Origin of the sequence: Kitasatospora sp. MBT63 (genome assembly GCF_000710465.2) — a bacterium.
Classification (GTDB): domain Bacteria; phylum Actinomycetota; class Actinomycetes; order Streptomycetales; family Streptomycetaceae; genus Kitasatospora.
Genome location: NZ_JAIZ01000335.1, coordinates 13570 through 18452 on the forward strand (window position 1 = coordinate 13570; position 4883 = coordinate 18452).

Below are 4883 nucleotides of genomic sequence, written 5' to 3' on the forward strand. Positions count from 1 at the left end.
ACGAAGATCCGCAGTCTGCGGTCCACGGTCTGGTCCCTGGGCGTGATGTTCGTCCTGGTCGCCGGCGTCGGGGCGCTGGCCGTCGCGTTCTCCCAGGACAACACCCGTCCCGGCGACGACATCCTCGGCCTCGGCCTCGGCGGGTTCATGGTCGGCCAGATCCCGGTCATCACGCTCGGTGTCCTCACCATCAGCTCCGAGTACGGCACCGGGATGATCCGCAGCACACTGACCGCCTGCCCGCGGCGCGCCCGGATCCTCACCGCCAAGGCACTGGTCTTCTCCGCCCTCGCGCTGGCCCTCGGCACCGCGGCGATCGGCACCTTCACCCTCGTCGCGCTCGCCGTGCTCGGCGGCCGGGCCGGTGCCCAGCCCGCCGACGCGGTCCTGCGCACCGTCCTCGGCGGCGGCCTCTACCTGGCCGTCATCGGACTGATGGCGCTGGCCGTCGGTGCCCTGCTGCGGCACAGCGCGGGCGCCATCAGCGCGATGATCGGCTTCGTCCTGCTGCCGACCATCGTCGGGCTCTTCGCCGGGGAAACCGTGGGCCGGTTCCTGATCACCTACTCCCCGGTGAGCATCTCGGCCTCGCTGTTCGGCAACGGGCTGGACCCGGAGGTGAACGGCTGGCAGCAGCTCGGCTTCCTGGCGGCGCTGACGGCCGCACTCCTGGCGGCCGCCTATGCGGCGGTCTCGCGCCGCGACGTGTAGAGCGTGCCTGACAGATGGCCACCTGGCGGGTTCGCGGAGCCGGAGGGCGAGTGAGGCCGGGGCGTGGCCGGCCCGCCCTTGGGACCGGCCGACCAGTGTCGAGCTGACCTGCACCCCCCGCTCGGCGGACATCACCTTCGGCGAGGTCGCCGGGACCGGCTCCACGGGCACCGGCGACGAGGGGGTGCGTTGGGTCAACGACTCCGTGGGCGGGTTCAGCACGGTGCGCTGCTCGGTGAAGGCGCTGCTGGAGCACGGCATCGAGCTGGACGCGGTCCCCGACCACCACCCGGCGGCCCGACGGGCCGTCCGCACTGGGACCGCCGACGGGTGCAGGAGCTACCCAGGCGGCAGCAGAGTCAGCGGCTCAGGGGAAGGTCACCTGGTAGTTGCCGTCCTTGAGCTCGAAGACGGCAGCACCGGTGACCCCCTGGTAGACGCCCGTGCCACCGGTGACAGTGCCGATGAACTCCTTGGCAGCCGCTTCGTCGGCGGGCACGACCACGGACAGGGTGACCAGGTTGTCCGGGCTGTACTTGACGACGCTGCTGCAGAGCAGCTGGTCGGGGCCGGCCTCGACCTTGCTGCAGGTGGAGTAGAGCGTGCCGAGGGGCTTCTCGTTCCACTGGTCGTTGAACGCCGCCCGGGTGCCGAAGGAGTTGCCCAACTCCTGCGATGCGCTGCCCTGGGGGGGTGTGGTCGCCGGCCTTGACGGTGAGCCACGGGATCGATACGGCCCGGCCCGTGCGCTGCGCGCCGTCCGGGTTCTGACCGTCCGCCAGGGCCGGAGCGCTCATCGCGGCGGCTGCGCCGAGCGCGGCCCCGGCCAGGACGAGGGCGAGCGTGCGCTTGGTGCGCAGGGCATGGAGCATGGAGTCCTCCTCGGACACGTCGGGCCTGCTGCCCGCTTCTGGGCGGTAGTTGAGCACGTCGGAGCCGGCCCGCGCGGTGCCGGCACCTGTCACTTCGGAGGGCGGCCGATGGACCGCTTCCCCTTGGGACGTAAGCGAACCGGTCGCCCATGAACTCCGCCAGGCTGAGCCGTCCGGGCGGTCGCGGCCCTCACCCGAACGCTGACGAGATTCACTCGAAGGTCATGCCGGGTTCTGATGGGGCCGCCATCTGAGGTACTGCGTTCCGCCGGAGGCCGGGTCGAAGGCCAGGTCGCCGAGGCTGCGAGCGGCGAGAAGGCACCGCCGTCCGTCGAGTCGGGCGCCGTCAGTGTCTCGCCGCGGCTCCCCGGTCGGTCGGCAGCTTGAGCGCCACCTGGTCCATCGTGGCCGCACTGCCCAGGTCCGCCTGGACCCACTGCGGGAGCACGCCGTTGCCGCTCCACGGGTAGCCGGCCCGGCTCCCGTCGTTGACGTTCCCGGCCACGTACTGGTCGTCCACGCTGCTCGCGGTCGCTGTCCGCCCAGCGGCGAGGTCGGGCCCGCCCGCTTCGACGAACGCGCCACCCGCTACCGCGCAGGCCTCGTCCTCGCCTCACTCATCCGCCGGCTCCGAGAACCCACCAAGTGATCATTTGTCGGACGGGCTCTAGCGCCGCGACATGTGGTGCGGCGACCTGTGGTGCCGCGACGGGCGTTGACGCCCGCGGCCGGGTCGTGAGGCGCCGTCGGATTCCCGGGCGCCGCCAGTGTCCTCGGCGCCGACCGGTCGTTGTTCAGCGCACGGGGACGCCCCGGACCGCGGCCGGTCGGGCCGCCGGTGGCGCCCGCAGCGCCGCGCGAGGGTGAGCACGCTATCACCCCGGCGGGGGAGAGGTATTCGAAACGGCCCGAATGCGAGGGCCGTCCGGTCGAATGCCCGCTCGAGCCCTGCTCCGACCGGGTGATGTTCCCGAAGTTCCCTGTTGGGAAATGCCTCGGATACGAAGAAGCGCGCGTTCGAAAGGCCTGTCGACTCGATTCAACTGCGTCCCGGTGTCGAATTCCGGCGCATATCGAGGGCTCGATCGCGGGAATTGACTACGCAGCGTAGCCGGTTCCTTGCATTCCGTCGCGGCCTTCTCGTAATGTCTCGCCCCGTCAGGCAGCCGCCTGGCGGGGCCGGTAACGCGCCAGCGAATCGGCCTCATCCTGAATGCCACGAAGGAAGAGAATAGAAATGATCAACCTGTCGCAGCTCCAGTCCGAGACCGCCGAGCTGCTCCCGAAGCGCGAGGCGCTGAGCCGCTTCAGCTTCAACCTGCACAAGACCACCACCGTCACCAAGCACACCGCGACGGTGCACGCCGAGAACAACTCGCTCGCGGTCAACGACCACTCCCGTGACTCGCTGGCGAACTCCGAGGCGAAGCAGGTCATCAACATCAGCCAGTGACACCGGCCGGCAGTACCACCCGGTGACATCCGCGGGAGGCGCGGGCGGCGGCAGAACCGTCCCGGCAGGGCGCCGGGACCGGCGGCCGACCGGACGGCGAACCCGGCCGTGACCTGACCCTCCCGGATGGATGAGCGTTCCCGGCGACGCCAGAATCGTCGCCGGGAACGCCTTCTTCCAGGTCAACGACGGTCAGCCAGGAAGGTAACGTGACCGACCACGGAAGCGGCCCCGGCGGCCGACCGCCCCCCACCCGCAGCCCCTCACCCGCCCGCAGCCCCTCACCGGCCCGGCACCGCCGGCCCCCGCCCGCCGTCGCAGTGCCAGAACCCGCCGCAGTGCCACCGCCGCGGCTCCCGGCCGGCACCGAACTCCTCGGCGAGTACCAGGACTCCGGGTTCACCGAACCCCGCTACCTGGTCAGACGGCCCGACGGCCAGGTGATCCAGCTCAGCCGGCTGCTCTACCTGGTGGTGTGCGCGATCGACGGGTCACGCTCCCACGAGGCGATCGCCCACCACGTGAGCGGCCGGTTCGGCAACGAGGTCAGCACCGGGAACATCGCCTACCTCGTCGAGGAGAAGCTCGACCCGCTGGGCATCACCGCCACCGGGCACGGCCCGACGAGACCGGTGGACCTCCCGGCGACCGACCTCCTCCTCACCCTCAAGTTCCACCGGGTCCTGCTGCGCCGGCCCACGGTGGCCGCGGTGGCCGCCGCGTTCTCCTGGCTCCACCGGCCACCCGCCGTCGCGCTCGTCCTGCTGTCCGCCGCCGCCGCGGACTACTGGCTCTTTGCCCTCCACGGGGCGATGGAGCCCGTGCTGCACACCCTCGAGCAGCCCGTTCTCCTGCTGCTGGTATTCGCCCTCACCGTGCTGTCGACGGTGTTCCACGAATTCGGCCACGCCTCGGGCTGCCGCTACAGCGGTGGAAGTCCCGGCTGTATCGGCTGCGGCATCTACCTGGTATGGCCGGCGATGTACACCGACGTCACCGACGTCTACCGGCTCAAACGCGGCGGACGACTACGGACCGATCTCGGCGGCGTCTACTTCAACGTCGTCTTCATGACGATTCTCTTCGCCGCCTATTTCGGCACCGGACAGGAATTCTTCCTGACGGCCGTGTACCTGACGCATTACGAGATCCTCGAACAGCTGCTGCCGGCGCTGCGCCTCGACGGTTACTACATCCTGGCCGACCTGGCGGGCGTGCCCGACCTCTTCGGCAAGGTCGGCCCGATTCTGCGGAGCATGGTCCCCGGCCGTCCGGTGCCGCCGGAGATCGCCGGAATGAAACGCTCGTCGCGGATCATCGTGACGGGCTGGGTGGTCACCATGGTCCCGCTGCTCGTCGGCGAGATCGCCTACGCCCTGTGGAACCTCCCCCGGCTCCTCTCCACCAGCGTCCGGTCCCTCACCGACCAGCTCGCAGGCACCTACCGGGCGCTCGCCGAAGGCGCCGCGGCGAGCTTCCTGCTCGGGGCGATCGGCTGCGTCATGCTGCTGCTGCCGTCCCTCGGACTGGTCTACCTGGTGCTGCGGCTGAGCGCCCGCGGCCTCCGGGCGGTGCGGCGCAACGCGCGTTCCGGCGGGAGGAGGGCCCGGCTGGTGACGCTGGCAGGGCTCGGTGCGGCGTCCGCCCTCGCGGTCGCCTGGGTGTACGGCATGACGCCCGAACCGCTCCCGCCGCGGCCCCCCGTCGTGCCGGCGCTGCAGCCGAACGTCCCCGTGAACCGGCCGCCCGCCCAGCCGTACGAGGCCGGGCTGCCCACGGTGAAGCCCTCGCACTCCGGGCGGCCGCAGTCCCCGAAGCCGTCCGTGGCCGCCGTCCCGCCGCTGCCG

4 protein-coding genes and 1 pseudogene are annotated in these 4883 nt (G+C 71.1%); 3 read left to right on the forward strand and 2 right to left on the reverse strand.

Going from position 1 to position 4883, the window contains the following annotated elements; all coding sequences use genetic code 11:
* Positions 1–711 (forward strand): ABC transporter permease subunit (locus AA75_RS20015; protein WP_033821491.1); only part of this gene is annotated, 711 nt, incomplete at its 5' end.
* Positions 712–1078: 367 nt separating this feature from the next.
* On the opposite strand, the gene AA75_RS20020 is transcribed toward AA75_RS20015, so the two are convergent.
* Both AA75_RS20020 and AA75_RS47705 read right to left on the reverse strand, forming a co-directional pair.
* Entirely contained in the window at positions 1079–1378 is a 300-nt protein-coding gene (locus AA75_RS20020) for a hypothetical protein (protein WP_033821492.1), read from the reverse strand.
* Between the two features lie 551 nt (positions 1379–1929).
* Positions 1930–2106, reverse strand: a pseudogene (locus AA75_RS47705) (hypothetical protein); the annotation flags it as partial.
* 714 nt (positions 2107–2820) lie between these two features.
* On the opposite strand from AA75_RS47705, the gene AA75_RS20025 reads away from it, so the two are divergent.
* On the forward strand, positions 2821–3036 hold the full coding sequence (locus AA75_RS20025; RefSeq protein ID WP_033821493.1) for a hypothetical protein: 216 nt from the start codon (positions 2821–2823) through the stop codon (positions 3034–3036).
* 338 nt (positions 3037–3374) lie between these two features.
* The coding region (locus AA75_RS20030) for a hypothetical protein (RefSeq protein WP_051812838.1) at positions 3375–4883 on the forward strand (1509 nt) is incomplete at its 3' end.